The organism is Enterobacter cancerogenus, from assembly GCF_019047785.1.
GTDB lineage: Bacteria > Pseudomonadota > Gammaproteobacteria > Enterobacterales > Enterobacteriaceae > Enterobacter > Enterobacter cancerogenus.
The window spans coordinates 2,374,997-2,393,097 of record NZ_CP077290.1 but is presented as its reverse complement, the minus strand read 5'-3'; the positions used below and the strand labels follow the sequence as shown (position 1 = coordinate 2,393,097).

Sequence of the window (18,101 nt, the reverse complement as noted above, 5' to 3'; positions counted from 1 at the left end):
TGCCCGGCCTACGGTTTTTGTAGGCCCGGTAAGCGGAGCGCCACCGGGCGAATGAGCAAAACATAAACAAAAAATATAGATCCCCGTCACATTTTTGCGTTATACAGGAACCTCGTCCTGGAGAATGAGGTGCTGTATGACATCCCTGACTCGCCCACGCGTTGAGTTTATCTCAACCATCCTCCAGACCGTGCTGAACCTCGGTCTGCTGAGCCTTGGTCTGATTCTGGTCGTCTTTCTCGGCAAAGAGACGGTGCATCTGGCGGATGTGCTCTTCGCCCCTGAGCAAACCAGCAAGTATGCGCTGGTGGAAGGCCTGGTGGTCTACTTTCTCTACTTTGAATTTATCGCCCTGATTGTGAAGTATTTTCAGTCCGGCTTTCACTTCCCGCTGCGCTACTTTGTCTATATCGGGATCACCGCGATAGTGCGGCTGATCATCGTCGATCACAAATCCCCGCTCGACGTGCTGATCTACTCGGCGGCGATCCTGTTGCTGGTGATCACCCTCTGGCTGTGCAACTCGAAGCGGCTGAAACGCGAATAAAAAAAGGGCGCTCCGGGGAGCGCCTAACAGTCACAAGTTGGTTCAATACAATACGTCAAAGTTGAGGGTTGCAGTGGCATAACACATTGAAACTTAACCTTTCACACCGCCCGCTGTCAGGCCGTTAACCAGCCAGCGCTGTGCCAGCAGGAACACGACGGTAATCGGGATAGCGGAAAGGACGGCCGCAGCGGCAAAGTCGCCCCACAGGTAGTTTTGCGGGTTGAGGTATTGCTGCATCCCGACCGCCAGCGTGTAGCTGTTAACATCACGCAGCAGCAGGGAAGCGACCGGAACTTCGGTGATTGCGGCGATAAACGACAGAATAAACACCACCGCCAGAATCGGCACTGACAGCGGCAGAAGCACGAGGCGGAACGCCTGCCACGGGGTTGCGCCATCCAGCGCCGCCGCTTCTTCCAGCGAGCCGTCGATGGTTTCGAAATACCCTTTGATGGTCCACACGTGCAGGGCGATACCGCCGAGATAGGCGAAGATCACGCCGCCGTGTGTATTAAGACCGATAAACGGCACGTACTGGCCCAGGCGGTCAAACAGGGCATACAACGCCACCAGCGAAAGCACCGCGGGGAACATCTGGAAAATCAGCATCCCTTTCAGCAGCGTTGCTTTGCCCGGGAAACGCATACGGGCAAAGGCGTAAGCACAGGTGGTGGACAGCGTCACAATACCGATTGCGGTGATGGTCGCCACTTTCACGGAGTTCCACAGCCACAGCAGCACCGGGAACGGCGGCGGCGTGACGCGGCCATCCGCGTGCTCAACGCTAAAGCCCAGCGCGAGCTTCCAGTGCTCCCAGGAGATTTCATCCGGGATCAGGCTGCCGGTTGCGAAGTTGCCCGAACGCAGGGAAATCGCGATGACCATCAGCAGCGGGAACATAATTGCCGCGATAAATATCAGCAGGCCTAAGTGCGTTGCGAAGAGGCGCAGCTTTTGAGATTTGGGTTGGACCATAGACATATTCTGTGCCCTCCTTAGTCGAATTTCATGCGTGTGGCTTTCAGGTTCACAATCGCCAGCGCGCCCACCAGCAGGAAGATCAGCGTGGCAATTGCCGCCGCCAGGCCGAAGTCCTGACCGCCGCCGCCCTCAAAGGCGATGCGGTAGGTGTAGCTCACCAGCAGGTCGGTATAGCCTGCCGGGGTGGTAGTGCCCAGGCGGTCCGGCCCACCGTTGGTCAACAGCTGAATCAGCACGAAGTTGTTAAAGTTAAAGGCAAAGCTGGCGATCATCAGCGGGGTCAGCGGCTTGATGAGCAGCGGCAGCGTAATTCTGAAGAAGTTCTGGAACGGGCCTGCGCCGTCCATCGCCGAGGCTTCGTACAGATCGTCCGGGATAGCCTTCAGCAGCCCCATGCACAGGATCATCATGTACGGATAGCCCAGCCAGGTGTTGACGATGATAATCATCGATCGGGCGGTCGTCGGGTCGCTGAACCAGGCCGGTTTGATGCCAAACAGCGCGCTCAGCATCATGTTGATTTCACCGAAGCTCTGGTTAAACAGCCCTTTGAAAATCAGAATTGAGATAAACGACGGCACGGCGTAGGGCAGGATCAGCAGCACGCGGTAAATCGCTTTGCCCTTCAGGGATTCCCACTCCACCAGGCACGCCAGTACCATGCCCACGGCGACGGTCAGGATCACGGTCAGCACCGAGAAGACCACCGTCCAGACGAAGATGGCGAAGAACGGTTTCTGGATCCCTTCGTCGGTAAAGACGCGGGTGAAGTTATCCCAGCCGATGGTCACGGTGTAGCCCGGGCTGAGTTTGTCGTCGCCCCAGCTGCCGTCGGCATTCACCGACTGATAAAAACCGATATCGTTGTTCGGACGGTACTTCACGCCGCTCTGGTTGTTGGTCAGCGTGCCGTCATCCGCTTTGGTGTAAAGCGGCTGGGTGCCGGAGAACTGGCGCAGCGAGCTCATGGTCACTTTGCTTTCATCCGGCAGTTCGGCGGTGAGCTGGGTCAGCGCCTGACGATTCTGGGTGATGATACGCAGGTTTGCACGTTCACCTTCCGGCAGGGCTGCGGCCTCTTTCAGGGGCAGCTTTTGTTCGCCGCCAAATGTGAATGCGTCGGAGATAAAGACCTTTTGGGTTTCCTGGTCAGTGAGCGCTAACTTCCACTTATTGCCTTCAGGATACAGGCCGAAGTTAAAGGTTTTACCCGCCTGATAAGAACGGTCCATCAGCACCTGCACCGCGCGTTCCTGCGCGAGCTGGTTGGTACTGCTGTAGTTGGTGAAGGCGATGGCGATGGTGCAGATCAGCGGGAACAGTACGAACAGCCCCATCCCGGCCACGCCCGGATAGACATAGCGCCAGGCGTAAGCTTTACGGTTGGCGAAAATATACAGGCCAGCAGAGCTTAAAATCAGCGTCATGATGGCGAACAGGTACTCCCCTTGTACGTACATTAAAACAACAAGGTAACCCACCAGCAGACAGAGTAGACCAATCACTGACCACTTCAGCGCGTCGCTTTGCCACCAGCGTTTCTTTTTAATGACATCCATGGGGTTCTTCCTCTACAACGGTGGAAACTTTTCGTCAGGTGGCGCTGTGCTTACCTGACCTACGGATCGTGCCGTAGTTGTAGGGCGGGTAAGCGCAAGCGCCACCCGCCGTTTTTCTGCTTACTTGGTGATACGACCCTGCGCATCTTTCAGTGCTGCGTCGACGGTCTGGCGACCGCTTGCGGCGTTGATTACCGCGGTACGGGTGGCGTACCAGAATGCGGCCATCTGAGGGATATTAGGCATGATTTCGCCCTTCTGGGCGTTATCCATCGTTGCCGCGATACGCGGATCCTTCGCCAGCGTGTCCTGGAACGATTTCAGTGCCACGGCGCCCAGCGGTTTGTCCTTGTTCACTTCCTCCAGACCCTGATCGGTCAGCAGGTAGTTTTCCAGGAACTCTTTCGCCAGCTCTTTGTTCGGACTGGCGGCGTTGATGCCCGCGCTCAGCACGCCAACGAACGGTTTAGACGGCTTGCCTTTGAAGGTTGGCAGCAGCGTGACGCCGTAGTTGATTTTGCTCTTGTCGATGTTGCTCCAGGCCCACGGACCGTTGATGGTCATCGCGGTTTCGCCTTTGTTGAACGCCGCTTCCGCGATGGAGTAGTCGGTATCCGCGTTCATGTGTTTGTTCTTGATCAGATCAACCAGGAAGCCCAGACCGGCTTTCGCGCCGGCGTTGTCCACGCCCACGTCTTTCACGTCGTACTTGCCGTTTTCAAACTTGAACGCGTAACCGCCGTCGGCAGCAATCAGCGGCCAGGTGAAGTACGGCTCTTGCAGGTTGAACATCAGGGCGCTCTTACCTTTTGCCTTCAGTTCTTTATCCAGGGCAGGGATCTCTTCCCAGGTTTTCGGTGGGTTTGGCACCAGGTCTTTGTTGTAAATCAGCGAAAGCGCTTCAACCGAAACAGGGTAGGCGATCAGTTTGCCGTTATAACGAACCGCGTCCCAGGTGAACGGGAACAGTTTGTCCTGGAAGGCTTTGTCTGGCGTCACTTCAGCCAGCAGGCCTGATTGGGCGTAACCACCGAAACGGTCATGCGCCCAGAAGATGATGTCCGGGCCGTCGCCGGTCGCCGCAACCTGCGGGAATTTCTCTTCCAGCTTGTCCGGGTGTTCAACGGTCACTTTGATGCCGGTGTCTTTCTCGAATTTTTTACCCACTTCGGCCAGGCCGTTATAGCCTTTGTCGCCGTTAATCCAGATAACCAGCTTACCTTCTTCAATTTTGGCGAGAGCCGGTGCGGAAATCATCATTGCTGCCAGGGCGGACAATGCGAAAACGCGTGCGCCAGTCTTGATCTTCATATCTGCCATCCTTTTTGGTGATGTGCTCAGGGTACGTCTGTAGTGGTTCAACGTGACTCAGTCTCCTTATTTGACATCCTCTTTCCATCCTCCTGAGCCCTACGCCCCACCCCCTGTTAATGTGATCTCCGTTGCATAAATTTAAGTTATGAGTGCTGGCGCACACAAAAGCCCACTGATTTTTGCAGGCTGCTTCACGATTTTCGCCTAAGCCCACCGGCGCTGGTCGCAGAGCCTGCTCTCTCATCCTCCCGCCTCCTCCCCCATGAAAAAGGTGGGGGGTGGAGGATTCACGAAAGTAATGGAAGACGCATAGTGAACTTATCTTGAATGTTTCTGTCGGTGACAGGTTGTAACGAAGGGAGAAGGGCATGGCGAGCGTACAGCTGCGTAATGTAACGAAAGCCTGGGGCGACGTAGTGGTGTCAAAAGACATCAATCTGGACATCAACGAGGGCGAGTTCGTGGTGTTCGTCGGTCCATCTGGCTGTGGTAAATCGACTCTGCTGCGTATGATTGCCGGTCTTGAAACCATCACCAGCGGTGATTTGTTCATTGGTGAAAGCCGGATGAACGACATCCCGCCCGCCGAACGTGGCGTTGGTATGGTCTTCCAGTCCTATGCGCTTTATCCCCATCTGTCCGTTGCTGAAAACATGTCCTTTGGCCTGAAGCTGGCTGGGGCGAAAAAAGAGATCATCAACCAGCGCGTGACCCAGGTCGCCGAAGTATTACAGCTGGCGCACCTGCTGGAGCGTAAACCAAAAGCGCTCTCCGGTGGTCAGCGTCAGCGCGTGGCAATTGGCCGTACGCTGGTGGCGGAACCGCGCGTGTTCCTGCTGGATGAACCACTTTCTAACCTGGATGCCGCCCTGCGCGTCCAGATGCGTATCGAAATCTCCCGTCTGCACAAGCGCCTTGGCCGCACGATGATTTACGTCACCCACGATCAGGTCGAAGCGATGACGCTGGCCGACAAAATTGTGGTGCTGGACGCCGGTCGCGTCGCGCAGGTGGGCAAACCGCTGGAGCTGTATCACTACCCGGCAGACCGCTTTGTCGCGGGCTTTATTGGCTCGCCGAAGATGAACTTCCTGCCCGTTAAAGTGACCGCCACGGCGATTGAACAGGTACAGGTGGAGCTGCCAAACCGTCAGCAAGTGTGGCTGCCGGTCGACAGCGCTAACGTACAGGTCGGGGCAAATATGTCCCTCGGCATTCGTCCTGAGCATCTGCTGCCAAGCCACATCGCCGATGTGACGCTGGAAGGGATTGTTCAGGTCGTCGAACAACTTGGTCACGAAACACAGATTCATATCCAGATCCCCGCCATCCGTCAGAACCTGGTTTACCGCCAGAACGACGTGGTGTTGGTAGAAGAGGGTGCCACATTCGCTATCGGTTTGCCGCCAGAGCGCTGTCATCTGTTCCGTGAAGATGGCACCGCATGTCGTCGGCTGCATAAAGAGCCAGGCGTCTAAGCAATCCCAATAATAAGCACGAAACCGACAGGTGAAGTGTTCAAAGAAAAGCAATGATCTCAGGAGATAGAACGATGATTACTCTGCGCAAAGTCCCCCTGGCAGTCGCCATTGCGGCAGGCATCCTGTCTGCCCAGGCGGGTGCCGTAGACTTTAAAGGTTATGCTCGTTCCGGCATTGGCTGGACCGGAAGTGGCGGTGAACAACAGTGTTTCCAGGCAACCGGTGCTCAAAGTAAATACCGTCTCGGTAACGAATGTGAAACCTATGCGGAACTGAAACTGGGTCAGGAAGTGTGGAAAGAAGGTGACAAGAGCTTCTACTTCGACACTAACGTTGCCTATTCCGTGTCTCAGCAGAACGACTGGGAATCCACCAGTCCGGCCTTCCGTGAAGCAAACGTGCAGGGTAAAAACCTGATTGAATGGCTGCCAGGCTCCACCATCTGGGCCGGTAAGCGCTTCTATCAGCGTCATGACGTTCACATGATCGACTTCTACTACTGGGATATCTCAGGTCCTGGTGCGGGTATCGAAAACATCGATCTGGGCTTCGGTAAACTCTCTCTGGCAGCCACCCGCTCTTCTGAAGCAGGCGGTTCTGCAACCTTCGCCGATCGTGACGCGAACGGTGACCGTATCTATGACAACGTCGTACCAAACGACGTGTTCGACGTGCGTTTAGCCGGTATGGAAATCAACCCAGGCGGTACGCTGGAGCTGGGCGTTGACTACGGTCACACCAACATTCCTGATGACTACTACCTGCAGCCTGGCGCTTCTAAAGATGGTTGGCTCTTAACCGCCGAACATACCCAGAGCATGATGAAAGGCTTCAACAAGTTCGTTCTGCAGTACGGTACGGACTCCATGACCTCTAACGGTAAAGGCATCCCGCAAGGCGGAAGCATTGATAACGATGGTTCCATGTGGCGTGTGCTGGACCACGGTGCAATCACCCTGGCTGAGCGTTGGGACCTGATGTACGTCGGTATGTATCAGAATATCGACCGTGACAATAACAACGGTACCGAGTGGTGGACCGTGGGTGTTCGTCCAATGTACAAATGGACGCCGATCATGAGCACCTTGCTGGAAGTGGGCTACGACAACGTTAAATCGCAGAAAACCGACGACCGAAACAGCCAGTACAAAATCACCCTTGCCCAGCAGTGGCAGGCAGGCGACAGCATCTGGTCTCGTCCGGCAATCCGCGTCTTCGCAACCTACGCGAAGTGGGATGAGAAGTGGGGTTATGCAACCAACGACGACGCTGGTTACACCTCTGGCGTGGCGTATAACGATACTTCCGCGAAGACCTTCAGCCGTGGTGATAACGACGAGTGGACCTTCGGTGCCCAGATGGAAATCTGGTGGTAATTCGCAAGACCTGACGTAATGACCGAAAAGAGGGGCGCAAGCCCCTCTCTCCTTAGGGCGCTGCGCGCTATTGCCTGGCCACCGCAGCGTTCACGCTATCAGAGGTAATAACAATGAAAATGAAGAAAAGTCTCGTCGCGCTGTGCCTCTCTGCGGGCCTGCTGGCTAGTGCGCCAGCCATCACCTTTGCAGATGTCAATTTCGTTCCTCAGAATACCAGTGCTGCGCCAGCGATCCCGGCGGCGTCACTTCAGCAGCTGGTGTGGACGCCGGTTGATCAATCGAAAGTACAAACCACACAGCTTTCCGCTGGCGGTCAGTCACTGAACGTGCCGGGCATCAGCGGCCCGGTTGCCGCGTTTAGCGTGCCGGCCAACATCGGTGAATTAACCCTTACGCTGACCAGCGAAGTGAACAAGCAGACCAGCGTTTTTGCCCCTAACGTGCTGATCCTCGACCAAAACATGACGCCGTCAGCGTTCTTCCCAAGCAATTACTTTAACTATCAGGAACCGGGCGTAATGAGCGCGGACCGCCTGGAAGGGGTGATGCGCCTGACGCCAGCGCTGGGGCAGCAAAAAATTTACGTGTTGGTCTTTACCACCGACAACGATCTCCAGCAAACCACGAAGCTGGTTGACCCGGCAAAAGCCTATGCAAAAGGTACCGGAAACGCGGTTCCTGATATTCCGGACCCGCTTGCCCGCCACACCACCGATGGCCTGGTCAAACTGAAAGTGTCTACGAACAGCGCGTCCAGCGTGCTCGTTGGCCCATTGTTCGGCTCGTCTGGACCAGGTCCGGTGACGGTAGGTAACACCGCGGCGCCGGTATACGCAGCGCCTGTCGCGGCAGCACCAGCGGCCGCTGCGTCAGCGCCGGCACCGGCGAAAAAAGCTGAGCCAGTACTGAACGATACCGAAACCTATTTCAACAACGCCATTAAGCAGGCGGTGAAAAACGGCGACGTCGACAAAGCGCTGAAACTGCTTGATGAAGCCGAGCGTTTAGGGTCGACCACTGCCCGTTCCACCTTTATCAGCAGTGTAAAAGGCAAGGGGTGACCGTCTCCCCACAGTGCTGATTTGTTCGTTTTAGTGCGCCTGAGTGGGCGCACTTTTTTTCGTACCGCCCGTGCTGTTGCGCCATTGTTGCGATAGTGATCGCTAAATATCGTTTGGCCGCCCTCAATCTGCTTTTCTGCGATACAATGCGATAACGTTATGTATCGGAGAGTCTGGCATGTCACACCCTGCGCTTATGCACCTGCGTGCGCTGCGCTATTTAGACCACATACCCGCGCTTGACCCGGCGCAGCTCGACTGGCTGCTGCTGGAAGATTCCATGACAAAACGTTTTGAACAACAGGGAAAAACGGTCACGGTGACGCTGATTCAGGAAGGGTTTGTCTCAACTGATGAGATTGCCGATGAACTGCCGCTGCTGCCGCGTGAAGAACGCTACTGGTTACGTGAAATTTTACTGTGTGCCGACGGCGAGCCGTGGCTTGCCGGGCGGACAGTGGTGCCTGAATCAACGCTTTCCGGGCCTGAGCTCGCACTGCAACGACTGGGAAAAACGCCGCTGGGGCGCTATCTTTTTACTTCGTCCGAGTTAACCCGAGATTTTATTGAGATTGGTCGCGATGCCGATCTGTGGGGACGCCGTTCCCGTCTTCGCCTGAGTGGTAAACCGTTAATACTGACGGAGCTGTTTCTACCCGCATCGCCGTTGTACTAAGAGGAAGAAAAAAATGGAGTGGAGTCTGACGCAGGACAAGCTGCTGGCCTATCACCGCTTGATGCGTACCGATAAGCCCATTGGCGCGTTGCTGCTGCTGTGGCCAACGTTATGGGCGCTGTGGGTAGCCACCCCGGGCTTACCGCCGCTGTGGATCCTGGCGGTGTTTGTGGCAGGTGTCTGGCTGATGCGCGCCGCAGGCTGCGTGGTCAACGATTATGCCGACAGAAAATTTGACGGCCACGTTAAGCGTACGGCCAACCGCCCGCTGCCGAGTGGTCAGGTTACCGAGAAAGAGGCCCGCACGCTGTTCGTGGTGCTGATTGCGCTCTCCTTCCTGCTGGTGTTAACCCTGAACACCATGACGATCCTGCTCTCCGTGGCCGCACTGGCACTGGCGTGGGTCTATCCGTTTATGAAGCGCTATACCCATCTTCCGCAGGTGGTGCTGGGCGCGGCGTTTGGCTGGTCGATCCCGATGGCATTTGCGGCGGTGAGCGAATCCGTACCGCTCAGCTGCTGGCTTATGTTCCTGGCAAATATTCTCTGGGCCGTGGCGTACGATACGCAATATGCGATGGTCGACCGTGACGATGACCTCAAGATTGGCATCAAATCAACGGCGATCCTGTTTGGCCGTCATGACAAGCTGATCATCGGCATTATGCAGGTCGCGGTTGTGGCCCTGATGGTCGCCATTGGTCGCCTGAACGGGCTGAACTGGGAGTTTTACTGGTCCGTACTGGTGGCCGGACTGCTGTTTGCGTATCAGCAAAAGCTGATTGCGAAGCGTGAGCGTGAAGCCTGCTTTAAGGCGTTTTTAAACAATAACTACGTTGGCCTGGTGCTGTTTATCGGGCTGGCGATGAGTTACTGGTCATAAAAAAGCCGGGTGATGGCTTCGCCTTACCCGGCCTACGATTTAGCGGAACATGTAGGCCGGGTAAGCGTTAGCGCCACCCGGCTTTAACATCATTCGCCCTGCGTCGCACTCTCGATCGTTAAACGCACGTCCGAGGTAATCAGGTCTGCCAGCATCTGGTAGATCTTCATCGTCTCTTCCGGCTCGGCATCGCCCGTGTCGCTGATAAACCCTTCATCACGCAGCGTCAGCACCAGAGAGCTGAACACGGCCTTGTCGAAGAATTCCGGCGCGTTAATGCCGTGCAGAACGGACAGGCGCTGGGCCAGCGTCCGGCTCTCTTTTTCCAGCGTACCGCGGTTGATGGACGGGTTCGCGCTCAGCAGCCAGAAGGTAATAGCGTAGCGCTGCAGCGTCTCACGCGCGCCTGCCGCCAGCAGTTGCAGCGTCCGGGAACGTGATGGGTTGATGTTCAGCTCGTCTTCGGTGACGGTCACCAGCCCCTGACGACGCATCTCTTCCGTCAATTTATCCAGCTCTGCCGCCAGCTCATCTTTGCTCCAGCGCAGGAACAGCTCCGCTTTCAGCATCGGGTAGATGGCCGCGATATGGCGCAGCAGCTCCTGGCGAGAAATACGACGATGCTGGGTAATGATGGCAGCCATCAGCGACGGCAGCATCAGCATATGCGTGATGTTGTTGCGATAGTAGGTCATCAGCACGGCCTGCTCGCGCGGCAGAATGATGATATCGCCGATCGTATCTTTTTCGACTTCAAACTTGTTCATCTGCAGCGCATGGTCGATAAGCTCGCTGGCGGTGGCAGAAGGCACGGTAGAGTCGGTGGAGTACGGAACATTACGCATAATGTCGAGGTAGCAATCGAGCTGCTCGGTCAATTGTTCACGAGTCAGAGAACGCTGGCGCGAGGCCAGAAGCGCCGTACAGCACAGGTTCATGGCGTTCGCCGCACCTGCGTTGTTAATGCGCACCATCAGCTCCGAGGCGATGCCGTTTACCGTTGGCGTCAGCCAGGCCGGGCGTACCGCTTCGATGGGGTCGATAGATTCGCGCCACTCCGGAACGTGGTGGTTAAGGTAGGTCATCAGCGGCATTGGCTCGCCGAAGTTCACGTAGCCCTGACCGAGGTTGCGCAGCTTGCTCAGCCCACGCAGCATCTGCGGCAGGCTCTCTTTCTCTTTGGTCGCACCGCGCAGCTCTTTTGCGTAGGTGCCCACTTCCATGACGTGCTCATAGCCGATGTAGATAGGCACCAGCGTAATCGGACGCGTGCCGCCACGCAGCATCGCCTGAATGGTCATCGACAGCGTGCCGGTCTTCGGATCGAGCAGGCGACCGGTTCGGGAGCGTCCGCCTTCGACAAAGTACTCAACGGAATAACCGCGGCTGAACAGCTCGCCCAGATATTCACGGAACACGGTGGAGTAAAGCTTGTTGCCCTTAAAGGTACGGCGAATAAAGAACGCACCCAGACGGCGGAAGATCGGCCCTGCTGGCCAGAAGTTCAGGTTAATACCGGCCGCGATGTGCGGCGGCACCAGGCCCTGATGATAAAGCACGTAGGAAAGCAGCAGGTAGTCCATGTGGCTGCGGTGGCAGGGCACATAAACAATCTCGTGGCCGTCGTGTGCCAGCTGACGCACGCGCTCGGCGTTGTGGACGTTAATCCCCTGATAGAGGCGGTTCCACGTGAAGCTGAGAATACGGTCAGAAAGCCGGATCATCTCGTAAGAGAAGTTCGCGGCGATCTCTTCCATCAGCGCAATGGCGTTTTGCTGGGCTTTCTCATGCGAGATTTTCTTGCTGCGCGCTTCGTCTTCGACGGCGCGAGCAATGGCTTTTGACGCCAGAAGCTTGTTGAACAGATCCTGACGCGCCGGGAGACGCGGGCCAACCGCGGCCAGACGCTGACGCGCAAAGTGCATACGCGCCACGCGCGCCAGTTTTTGCGCAATGATTTTGTCGGTGCCGTGTTCGTCTGCCATGCGGCGCAACGAAACGGAAGGGGAGAAACGGACAAAGCTGTCGCGCCCCAGCCAGGAGACGGCGAAGAATTTCTGGATGCCGTTGAGCATGCGCAGCGGTGGGTTCTCCTCGCCTTTTTCGCGGCCCGGACGACGACCAAACATCACGGAGACCGGTACCATCTGCACATCCAGGCCAGGATTGCTGCGGTGCAGGTCGAGATAGTCATGGAACAGCTTGATGGACTCTTCTTTCGGCGTGTAATAGGTGAACACGCGCGGCCCGCCGTGGATAAACACATAGCGTGGCAGCAATGTGCCATCAACTTCCAGCGGTTCTAGCGGGTCGGGAAGGTCATGCGCCAGACACTGGGCGCGAAGCGTCAGTAGGTCAGCCTTCGAGTTATAAGGCAAAACGTACATAATAGGGCGCGACGTATCGAGCCCTAATTCCAGCGCGGGTTCTGCTGGGATAGACTTACTTTTTACCAGGACGCTTAATGGTAAATTAAGTAACTTGTAGTAAATTCGTGGCCAGCCGGACATAAACGATGTAAAGCCTCTGGTTAATAATGCAATTGCGGCGCAAGGATAACAGAAAGCGCGCAAGATTTCTGTTGTTACCCGTCATACTTCAGGCTGCAGCAAAACGCGCTGCGGCTATATACACTGCATCCTTCAGGCTCGCCTGAGGCAGCATGAATGATTTTGTGTATAGTTACTGACGCTATTTCCACTATAAGGTTCTTTTAATGGCCAATAATACCACTGGGTTAACCCGAATCATCAAAGCTGCAGGCTATTCATGGAAAGGTTTCCGCGCCGCATGGATCAATGAAGCTGCTTTCCGCCAGGAAGCGGTTGCCGCGATTGTCGCGGTTATCATCGCGTGTTTCCTTGATGTTGATGCCATAACCCGCGTACTCCTCATTGGTTCCGTACTTCTGGTGATGATAGTGGAAATTATCAATAGCGCTATTGAGGCAGTGGTAGACCGAATTGGTTCAGAATTTCATGAGCTTTCGGGTCGCGCTAAAGATATGGGATCGGCTGCCGTGCTGCTGGCGATTATCATCGCAGCCATCACCTGGGTCACGCTGCTTTGGTCACATTTCCGATGAGCCTCGAGGAATAATTAAGTCCCTGGTTTTTTGTGCAGTTTTTGGTTCCAAAATCGCCTTTGACTGTATATACTCACAGCATAACTGTATATACACCCAGGGGGCGGAATGAAAGCGTTAACGACCAGGCAGCAAGAGGTGTTTGATCTCATTCGGGATCATATCGGCCAGACGGGTATGCCACCCACGCGTGCAGAAATCGCGCAGCGTCTGGGTTTCCGCTCTCCAAACGCGGCTGAGGAACACCTCAAAGCGCTGGCGCGTAAAGGCGTCATTGAGATTGTTTCTGGCGCATCACGCGGTATTCGTCTGCTTGTTGAAGAAGAGACGGGTATTCCGCTGATTGGCCGTGTTGCGGCGGGTGAACCGCTGCTGGCACAGCAGCATATCGAAAGCCACTATCAGGTGGACCCCGGTATGTTTAAGCCGAGCGCTGATTTCCTGCTGCGCGTTAGCGGGATGTCGATGAAAGACATCGGTATTCTCGATGGCGATCTGCTGGCGGTTCACAAAACGCAGGACGTACGCAACGGTCAGGTTGTGGTTGCGCGTATCGATGATGAAGTGACCGTTAAGCGCCTGAAGAAACAAGGCAATACCGTGCAGCTGCTGCCGGAAAACAACGAATTCACGCCTATTGTGGTAGACCTGCGCGAACACAGCTTCTCCATTGAAGGGCTGGCCGTTGGCGTTATCCGCAACGGCGAATGGCTGTAATCTCTTCCTGACGGGCTGCGGTTTCTCCGTGGCCCGTCTCGTTTTATCGTCCCCGGTATTCTCCCATGTCACTGCTGACTGCTTCTGATAAGGCACTCTGGCGTCTCGCGCTGCCGATGATTTTTTCCAATATTACCGTTCCTCTGCTCGGCCTGGTGGACACGGCGGTTATTGGTCATCTGGATTCCCCCGTCTATCTGGGCGGCGTGGCGATTGGCGCCACGGCAACCAGCTTCCTCTTTATGCTGCTGCTCTTTTTACGTATGAGCACCACAGGTCTAACGGCCCAGGCCTACGGCGCGAAAGATCCGCTGCGGCTGGCGCGTGCGCTGGTTCAACCTTTACTCCTGGCGCTCGGTGCAGGCGCGCTGATCGTTTTGCTGCGCACGCCGCTGATAGACCTGGCGCTGCATATTGTGGGCGGCAGCGAAGCAGTGCTGGAGCAGGCGCGGCGTTTCCTTGAAATCCGCTGGCTGAGTGCGCCCGCTTCGCTGGCAAACCTGGTTCTGCTTGGCTGGCTGCTGGGCGTGCAGTACGCCCGCGCGCCGGTGATCCTGCTGGTGGTCGGTAACCTGCTCAACATTGTGCTCGATCTCTGGCTGGTCATGGGCCTGCACATGAACGTGCGGGGGGCGGCGCTGGCAACCGCAATCGCCGAGTACGGGACATTTTTGATCGGCTTGTGGATGGTCGGGCGCGTTCTGGCGATGCGCGGGATCTCGGTTGCGCTGCTCAAAACCGCCTGGCGGGGCAATATGCGTAAGCTACTGGCGCTCAATCGGGACATCATGCTGCGCTCGCTGCTGTTACAGCTCTGCTTCGGCGCGCTGACGGTCTTCGGGGCGCGCCTTGGGCCAGAAATCGTTGCCGTCAATGCGGTGTTAATGACGCTCCTGACCTTTACCGCCTACGCGCTGGATGGTTTTGCCTATGCGGTTGAAGCCCATTCCGGGCAGGCATACGGTGCGCGTGAAAGCGGCCAGCTTCGCGAAGTATGGCGGGCGGCGTGTCGTCAGTCGGGAATGGTCGCGCTGGCGTTTGCGCTGATCTACGCCTGTTTCGGTGGGCATATCATTGCGCTGCTCACCTCACTCCCGGCGCTGCGTGAACTGGCCAGCCATTACCTCATCTGGCAGGTGATCCTGCCGGTGGTGGGGGTCTGGTGTTATCTGCTGGACGGTATGTTTATTGGTGCGACGCGAGGCGCGGAAATGCGCAACAGCATGGCAGTTGCGGCGGCCGGTTTTGGTCTGACGCTCTTTACGCTGCCGTACCTGGGTAACCATGGTTTGTGGCTGGCGCTTGCGGTATTCCTCTCCCTGCGGGGCCTCTCGCTGGCCTTTATATGGCGTCGTCACTGGCGAAACAACACCTGGTTTCCTGCCCGTCCTGATATATCGTGACGGTTAAAGATTCTGAATATAAATCGGGCTGCCGAATCCCTGACTATAATAATTATCACGTCCAGCAGAAATGCATGTACCGGGCGATACAAATTTACGCTTAACACGAGGACACGATTATGAATAAAGACGAAATCGGCGGCAACTGGAAGCAATTCAAAGGTAAAGCGAAAGAACAGTGGGGTAAACTCACCGATGACGACATGACCGTTATCGAAGGTAAACGTGACCAGCTGGTAGGTAAAATCCAGGAGCGTTACGGTTACGAGAAAGATCAGGCGGAAACCGAAGTCAAAGACTGGGAAACCCGTAACGACTATCGCTGGTAATTGATTACCACCCGTGCGAACACGGAAGTACCCCTGAGGGCGGCCATGAGCCGCCTTTTCTTTTGCCGCTAGCGGGGTTTTTTCTTCACCAGGATGGAGTGGTCATGCTGACATGCGTCCTGATGGCTGCAGGATTCCACTTCCACGCAGGCGGAGCATAACCCGTGTGCTTCAATGACGTTATGGCGCAGCGCGAAGCCCATTTTGGCCGCCAGCGTATGCATGATGTCTTCAACCCCTTCCGCACCTTCTTCTTTCACCGCGCCACAGCGATCGCAGATAAACATTGCGGACGTATGGGTGGGCTGATCGAACAGGTGACACAGCACGTAGCTGTTGGTCGATTCCACCTTATGCACAAAGCCCTGCTCAAGCAGGAAATCCAGCGCGCGATAGACGGTGGGCGGTTTTGCCTGCGGTTCGCTTTCACGCAGCAGGTCAAGCAGATCGTACGCGCTGATGGCACCTTGTTGCAGGCTCATCAGACGCAGTACCTCAAGGCGCTGCGGAGTCAGGCGCACATTGCGTTGCGCGCACAGCTTTTCAGCCTGCACTAACAGCTCTGTTGTGGACTTATCCATGAAGCACCTCGGGTGTAATAGGGCGGAAAACCCTCACTTTATCATGTTCTGTTAAAAACACCGAGTTTCCCCAGGCTGTGCTATACCTGTCGCATTGCAACAGCGGACATTAACCATGAAAAGACCTGACTGCATTCGACACTGGCGCGACGTTGAAGGCCCGGACGACGCAACCTATCCCGACAGCAACGAACTGTTTTCCATCGGCGCACCGCTGGCCCGCAGGCTTGGGCTGAGCCGCATGGGTATTCATCATGAGCGTTTACCGCCGGGCCGACGCACCTCTTATCCGCATGCGGAAAGCGATGAAGAGGAGTTTGTTTACGTGCTGGAAGGCTACCCGGAAGCCTGGATCAACGGTTATCTGTGGAAGCTGGAACCGGGCGACAGCGTGGGTTTTCCTGCCGGAACCGGCGTTTGCCATACCTTTATCAACAATACCGAGGAGGAGGTACGGTTACTGGTGGTGGGAGAGGCCAATAAAAAGCACAACCGCATCTACTATCCGCTCAACCCGGTGTATGCCGCTACGCGTGAAGACCGCTGGGTTGACCATCCTCCGCAGTTTTTTGGCCCGCACGATGGAAAAGTTGGGCGAAAATAATTTCCTCTTCTATAAATATTGAGGGCCGTCACACATAACAACAGGCCCTCACGGAATTTTATTTAGGGAAAGAAATAGCGGGTCTTTTCGTTCTTATTCACAGCAATAGTTCGTTCCTGTTTGGGTGATAACAGACGGGAGTTATTTCATAACAGACTATAAGACGAGCATACTGTGAAAAAACATTTTAAATTTTCGGTGGTTAGCATCGCTGTCTCCCTGTTTATGGCAAATCAGGCGGGAGCAGCCAATACCTGGGCGGAGGCGAGAAGCGACGCAATGGGTGGAACGGGCGTCGCGGCGGGGAGCTATGGCAGCGGGGCGTTAATCAACCCGGCGTTATTAGCAAAGGCAAAACCCGAGGACGATGTTACGGTAATAATACCGTCCGTTGGCGCGCAAATTACGGATAAAGACAACCTTCAGGACGAAATTGATAACATCAACGATAAGATCAATCGCTATCAGGATGTTATTGATAATCTCACCCCCATCGACATCATTACCAATCCGTTAGGCTCAATTAATCAGTTCCAGGGCGCGGCGAAAGATCTCGCTGACGAGTTGGATTACCTTAAAGGCAAAACCGCCCGTGCTTCAGCCGGTGCAGGGATTGCCGTCAGCATTCCTAACGACGTGCTCTCCGTGGCGTTTATGGCTAAAGGTTATGCCCACGGGCGCGTCAGCTCCTCTATCGATCAGCAGGATATTGATTACCTGCGCGGGATCCAACGAAGTGATGCGGTGGCCGCAGGCGTGGCGCTGGATGCTGCGCTGAACGGTACTGACCAAATCACCAAAAACCTCAACTCCACGGCCTCTGGCCGCGCGGCGATTGTCTCCGACTACGGTATCGCCGTTGCCCGTCAGTTCGACCTGGGCGGCGTACCGGTCTCCGTGGGCGTGACGCCAAAACTGCAGAAAACCTGGGTCTATAACTACACCACATCGATTTACGATTACGACAGCAACAAGTGGAATGATAGCCGCTACCGTACGGACGACACCGGTTTTAACGTTGATGCGGGTATTGCCGCCGATTTCGGTGAACACTGGACGGTGGGCGTGAGCGGGCAGAACCTGATGTCGCGCGATATCGACACCAAAGATGTTCGCATCCGCAATGGCCGCACGGGTGAAGTGGTGAGCTACAAAGATACCTATCAGATCCGCCCGCTGGTCACCGCCGGTGCCGCCTGGCATAACGATCTGGTGACGCTAACCGCCGACGGTGACTTGACCGAAACCAAAGGCTTTAAGAGTGAAGATACCTCTCAGTACGTCGGCGTAGGTGCTGAAGTCACGCCGCTGAGCTGGCTGGCGGTGCGTGCGGGTTACCGTGCCGACGTGAAGGGTAACGACAGCAATGTCTTTACCGGCGGTCTGGGCTTTGCGCCGTTCAACACGGTCCACGTAGACCTGATGGGACTGTATGGGGAAGATGAAACCTGGGGCGCAGGCGCGCAGCTCAGCATGACGTTCTAACTCTTCAGGGCAC

17 protein-coding genes and 1 pseudogene are annotated in these 18,101 nt (G+C 55.8%); 13 read left to right on the top strand and 5 right to left on the bottom strand.

The window, feature by feature from the left end; genetic code table 11:
• The first annotated feature begins 136 nt into the window (after positions 1-136).
• Entirely contained in the window at positions 137-547 is a 411-nt protein-coding gene (gene psiE / locus I6L58_RS11280) for a phosphate-starvation-inducible protein PsiE (RefSeq protein ID WP_000202963.1), read from the top strand.
• Positions 548-640: 93 nt separating this feature from the next.
• On the opposite strand, the gene malG is transcribed toward psiE, so the two are convergent.
• From malG to malE, 3 genes are all read right to left on the bottom strand, one after another.
• Positions 641-1,531 carry a maltose ABC transporter permease MalG gene (malG, locus tag I6L58_RS11275; RefSeq protein WP_006177494.1) on the bottom strand — a complete coding sequence of 297 codons (891 nt, stop codon included), beginning with the start codon at positions 1,529-1,531 and terminating at the stop codon, positions 641-643.
• A gap of 14 nt (positions 1,532-1,545) precedes the next feature.
• Positions 1,546-3,090 carry a maltose ABC transporter permease MalF gene (gene malF / locus I6L58_RS11270; protein ID WP_088209292.1) on the bottom strand — a complete coding sequence of 515 codons (1,545 nt, stop codon included), beginning with the start codon at positions 3,088-3,090 and terminating at the stop codon, positions 1,546-1,548.
• Positions 3,091-3,210: 120 nt separating this feature from the next.
• Positions 3,211-4,401 carry a maltose/maltodextrin ABC transporter substrate-binding protein MalE gene (gene malE / locus I6L58_RS11265; RefSeq protein WP_042321183.1) on the bottom strand — a complete coding sequence of 397 codons (1,191 nt, stop codon included), beginning with the start codon at positions 4,399-4,401 and terminating at the stop codon, positions 3,211-3,213.
• 371 nt (positions 4,402-4,772) lie between these two features.
• Here malE and malK point away from each other — a divergent pair, with 371 nt between their 5' ends.
• The 5 genes from malK to ubiA all read left to right on the top strand — a co-directional run bounded on the left by malK (position 4,773) and on the right by ubiA (position 9,884).
• Positions 4,773-5,882 (top strand): maltose/maltodextrin ABC transporter ATP-binding protein MalK, encoded by a 1,110-nt coding sequence (malK, locus tag I6L58_RS11260; protein ID WP_088209293.1) that lies wholly within the window; start codon positions 4,773-4,775, stop codon positions 5,880-5,882.
• A 53-nt stretch (positions 5,883-5,935) separates the two neighbouring features.
• On the top strand, positions 5,936-7,261 hold the full coding sequence (locus tag I6L58_RS11255) for a maltoporin (RefSeq protein WP_088209294.1): 1,326 nt from the start codon (positions 5,936-5,938) through the stop codon (positions 7,259-7,261).
• Positions 7,262-7,374: 113 nt separating this feature from the next.
• Entirely contained in the window at positions 7,375-8,325 is a 951-nt protein-coding gene (malM, locus tag I6L58_RS11250) for a maltose operon protein MalM (RefSeq protein ID WP_088209295.1), read from the top strand.
• Between the two features lie 178 nt (positions 8,326-8,503).
• Positions 8,504-9,001 carry a chorismate lyase gene (gene ubiC, locus I6L58_RS11245; protein WP_088209296.1) on the top strand — a complete coding sequence of 166 codons (498 nt, stop codon included), beginning with the start codon at positions 8,504-8,506 and terminating at the stop codon, positions 8,999-9,001.
• A gap of 13 nt (positions 9,002-9,014) precedes the next feature.
• Positions 9,015-9,884, top strand: a complete 870-nt coding sequence (gene ubiA, locus I6L58_RS11240) for a 4-hydroxybenzoate octaprenyltransferase (RefSeq protein WP_006177486.1) — start codon at positions 9,015-9,017, stop codon at positions 9,882-9,884.
• Positions 9,885-9,973: 89 nt separating this feature from the next.
• On the opposite strand, the gene plsB is transcribed toward ubiA, so the two are convergent.
• Positions 9,974-12,394 (bottom strand): glycerol-3-phosphate 1-O-acyltransferase PlsB, encoded by a 2,421-nt coding sequence (gene plsB, locus I6L58_RS11235; RefSeq protein WP_042321176.1) that lies wholly within the window; start codon positions 12,392-12,394, stop codon positions 9,974-9,976.
• A gap of 206 nt (positions 12,395-12,600) precedes the next feature.
• Here plsB and I6L58_RS11230 point away from each other — a divergent pair, with 206 nt between their 5' ends.
• The 5 genes and pseudogenes from I6L58_RS11230 to I6L58_RS11215 all read left to right on the top strand — a co-directional run bounded on the left by I6L58_RS11230 (position 12,601) and on the right by I6L58_RS11215 (position 15,418).
• Positions 12,601-12,969, top strand: a complete 369-nt coding sequence (locus tag I6L58_RS11230; RefSeq protein ID WP_006177484.1) for a diacylglycerol kinase — start codon at positions 12,601-12,603, stop codon at positions 12,967-12,969.
• 108 nt (positions 12,970-13,077) lie between these two features.
• Positions 13,078-13,686 (top strand): transcriptional repressor LexA, encoded by a 609-nt coding sequence (lexA, locus tag I6L58_RS11225; RefSeq protein WP_088209297.1) that lies wholly within the window; start codon positions 13,078-13,080, stop codon positions 13,684-13,686.
• A 65-nt stretch (positions 13,687-13,751) separates the two neighbouring features.
• Positions 13,752-15,089 carry an MATE family efflux transporter DinF gene (gene dinF / locus I6L58_RS11220; RefSeq protein WP_088209298.1) on the top strand — a complete coding sequence of 446 codons (1,338 nt, stop codon included), beginning with the start codon at positions 13,752-13,754 and terminating at the stop codon, positions 15,087-15,089.
• Positions 15,086-15,160: pseudogene (locus tag I6L58_RS22920) on the top strand (hypothetical protein); the annotation flags it as partial. The gene dinF and the pseudogene I6L58_RS22920, both read left to right, overlap by 4 nt.
• Before the next feature lie 48 nt (positions 15,161-15,208).
• A complete protein-coding gene (locus tag I6L58_RS11215; RefSeq protein ID WP_042321172.1) occupies positions 15,209-15,418 on the top strand; it encodes a CsbD family protein in 210 nt (69 codons plus the stop codon).
• Between the two features lie 68 nt (positions 15,419-15,486).
• Here the strand turns inward: I6L58_RS11215 and zur are convergent, their stop codons facing one another.
• Positions 15,487-15,999, bottom strand: coding sequence for a zinc uptake transcriptional repressor Zur (gene zur, locus I6L58_RS11210; protein ID WP_088209299.1), 513 nt, complete (start codon positions 15,997-15,999; stop codon positions 15,487-15,489).
• A gap of 115 nt (positions 16,000-16,114) precedes the next feature.
• Between zur and I6L58_RS11205 the strand changes: the two genes are divergently transcribed.
• Both I6L58_RS11205 and traF read left to right on the top strand, forming a co-directional pair.
• Positions 16,115-16,603, top strand: a complete 489-nt coding sequence (locus I6L58_RS11205; protein WP_006177479.1) for a cupin domain-containing protein — start codon at positions 16,115-16,117, stop codon at positions 16,601-16,603.
• A 225-nt stretch (positions 16,604-16,828) separates the two neighbouring features.
• Positions 16,829-18,088: a conjugal transfer protein TraF gene (traF, locus tag I6L58_RS11200; RefSeq protein ID WP_390881729.1), complete on the top strand. Its 1,260-nt coding sequence runs from the start codon at positions 16,829-16,831 to the stop codon at positions 18,086-18,088.
• Positions 18,089-18,101 lie beyond the last annotated feature (13 nt).

What these genes read in the sequence shown, in the direction of transcription:
- psiE (WP_000202963.1), top strand. Translation starts at nt 137, where the DNA reads ATGACATCCCTGACTCGCCCACGCGTTGAGTTTATCTCAACCATCCTC.
- malG (WP_006177494.1), bottom strand. Translation starts at nt 1,531, where the DNA reads ATGTCTATGGTCCAACCCAAATCTCAAAAGCTGCGCCTCTTCGCAACG.
- malF (WP_088209292.1), bottom strand. Translation starts at nt 3,090, where the DNA reads ATGGATGTCATTAAAAAGAAACGCTGGTGGCAAAGCGACGCGCTGAAG.
- malE (WP_042321183.1), bottom strand. Translation starts at nt 4,401, where the DNA reads ATGAAGATCAAGACTGGCGCACGCGTTTTCGCATTGTCCGCCCTGGCA.
- malK (WP_088209293.1), top strand. Translation starts at nt 4,773, where the DNA reads ATGGCGAGCGTACAGCTGCGTAATGTAACGAAAGCCTGGGGCGACGTA.
- I6L58_RS11255 (WP_088209294.1), top strand. Translation starts at nt 5,936, where the DNA reads ATGATCTCAGGAGATAGAACGATGATTACTCTGCGCAAAGTCCCCCTG.
- malM (WP_088209295.1), top strand. Translation starts at nt 7,375, where the DNA reads ATGAAAATGAAGAAAAGTCTCGTCGCGCTGTGCCTCTCTGCGGGCCTG.
- ubiC (WP_088209296.1), top strand. Translation starts at nt 8,504, where the DNA reads ATGTCACACCCTGCGCTTATGCACCTGCGTGCGCTGCGCTATTTAGAC.
- ubiA (WP_006177486.1), top strand. Translation starts at nt 9,015, where the DNA reads ATGGAGTGGAGTCTGACGCAGGACAAGCTGCTGGCCTATCACCGCTTG.
- plsB (WP_042321176.1), bottom strand. Translation starts at nt 12,394, where the DNA reads ATGTCCGGCTGGCCACGAATTTACTACAAGTTACTTAATTTACCATTA.
- I6L58_RS11230 (WP_006177484.1), top strand. Translation starts at nt 12,601, where the DNA reads ATGGCCAATAATACCACTGGGTTAACCCGAATCATCAAAGCTGCAGGC.
- lexA (WP_088209297.1), top strand. Translation starts at nt 13,078, where the DNA reads ATGAAAGCGTTAACGACCAGGCAGCAAGAGGTGTTTGATCTCATTCGG.
- dinF (WP_088209298.1), top strand. Translation starts at nt 13,752, where the DNA reads ATGTCACTGCTGACTGCTTCTGATAAGGCACTCTGGCGTCTCGCGCTG.
- I6L58_RS11215 (WP_042321172.1), top strand. Translation starts at nt 15,209, where the DNA reads ATGAATAAAGACGAAATCGGCGGCAACTGGAAGCAATTCAAAGGTAAA.
- zur (WP_088209299.1), bottom strand. Translation starts at nt 15,999, where the DNA reads ATGGATAAGTCCACAACAGAGCTGTTAGTGCAGGCTGAAAAGCTGTGC.
- I6L58_RS11205 (WP_006177479.1), top strand. Translation starts at nt 16,115, where the DNA reads ATGAAAAGACCTGACTGCATTCGACACTGGCGCGACGTTGAAGGCCCG.
- traF (WP_390881729.1), top strand. Translation starts at nt 16,829, where the DNA reads ATGGCAAATCAGGCGGGAGCAGCCAATACCTGGGCGGAGGCGAGAAGC.